Here is a 1,347-nt window from a genome sequence, read left to right as displayed (position 1 = left end):
TTGCCCAGCAGCGCGGCCAGGCGGAAGCGGGCGGCGTCCTGTTCCGCCTGCAGCCGGGGCAGGGCGGCGCGCTGGATATCGGCCTGGGCCTGGGCGCGCTCCACGTCGGTGGCGCGGCCGCGGCCGGCGGTCTGCATCCGTTTGGCCACCGCCACGCCGCGGTTCTGCAGCTCTAGCTCATGCTTGGCCACGGCCAGCTGGTGTCCGGCCGCGCAGCCTTGCACATAGGCGCGCACGGTTTCCGCGGCCACCGTCGTCCGAGAGAGGTCCACGGCCGCCTCGGTGGCCTGGGTGCCGGCGCGGGCGGCTTCCTCGGCGCGGGCCAGCTTGCCGAACAGGTCGATTTCGTAGCCTATCTTCAGCCCGGCATCGCCGACATTGGCCACCGGCAGTTTTTTCTCGATCAAATAGGCTTCGCCGGAATCCTGGCTGCGCTGGGCGGTGGCCGATGCGCTGGCGTGCGGATCGCGCTCGGCGTTGACCGAGGCTTCCACCGCCAGCGCCTTGCGCAGATTGGCGGCGGCGGCGCGCAGGTCGGCGTTGGCGGCCAGCGCCTCTTCCACTAATTTATCCAGCCTGGCGTCGTCGTACAGCCGCCACCAGCCGGCGGGGACTGGCTGCTGGGCGAAGGCCGGATTGCGCGCGGACAGGAAGGCGGCATTGGCGGCGGGCTTGCCCAGCGCGGCCTGCGGCGGCAGATGGTAGTCCGGGCCGACGGCGGCGCAGCCGGCCAGTGCGCAGGCCAAAGCCAGCGCGCTCAGCTTCAGCGCGGCTTTCATGAGCGGCCTCCCTGGCGCACCGACACGGTGGCGGTGCGGCCGGCGATCAGGCGGAAATTGGCCGGCACTTCGTCCAGCGCGATGCGCACCGGGATGCGCTGCGCCAGCCGCACCCAGTTGAAGGTGGGGTTGACGTTGGGCAGCAGCGAGGCGCCGTTGCTGCGGTCGCGGTTTTCGATGCCGGCGGCGATGCTTTGCACGTGGCCGCGCAGCTTGCGCGATTCGCCCATGATCTGGATGTCCACCGGCTGGTTGAGCTCCACGCCGCCCAGCTTGGTCTCCTCGAAGTAACCGTCGACGTGGAAGGAGCGGGAGTCGACGATGGACAGCACGGCGCGGCCGCTGGCGGCGTAATCGCCGGCGCGCGGCGTGCGGTCGTTCAGATAGCCGTCCACCGGGCTTTTCACCACCGTGCGCTCCAGGTTCAGCCGGGCCAGGCCGGCGGCGGCTTCGGCGGCGGCCAGCGTGGCTTCGCCCAGCTGCACCTTGGCGTCGCCTTCCTCGCGGGCCTCGGCGGCCACCAGGTCGGTCAGCGAGCGGTTGCGCGCGGCCTCGCGGCGGGCCTGGG

The 1,347-nt window shown here is 71.9% G+C and carries 2 protein-coding genes; both read right to left on the bottom strand.

All coding sequences use genetic code 11. The features are described from left to right. On the bottom strand, positions 1 to 779 hold a 779-nt coding region (locus tag LQR33_RS24105; protein ID WP_231470763.1), incomplete at its 3' end, for a TolC family protein. Further along, positions 776 to 1,347, bottom strand: a 572-nt coding sequence (locus LQR33_RS24100) for an HlyD family efflux transporter periplasmic adaptor subunit (RefSeq protein ID WP_231470762.1), incomplete at its 5' end; no start/stop codon positions are given. The genes LQR33_RS24105 and LQR33_RS24100, both read right to left, overlap by 4 nt.

Source organism: Chromobacterium piscinae (assembly GCF_021129175.1).
GTDB classification, from domain to species: Bacteria; Pseudomonadota; Gammaproteobacteria; order Burkholderiales; family Chromobacteriaceae; genus Chromobacterium; species Chromobacterium piscinae.
Note: the sequence above shows the minus strand (reverse complement) of the source record. Positions and strands in the feature narration are given on the sequence as shown.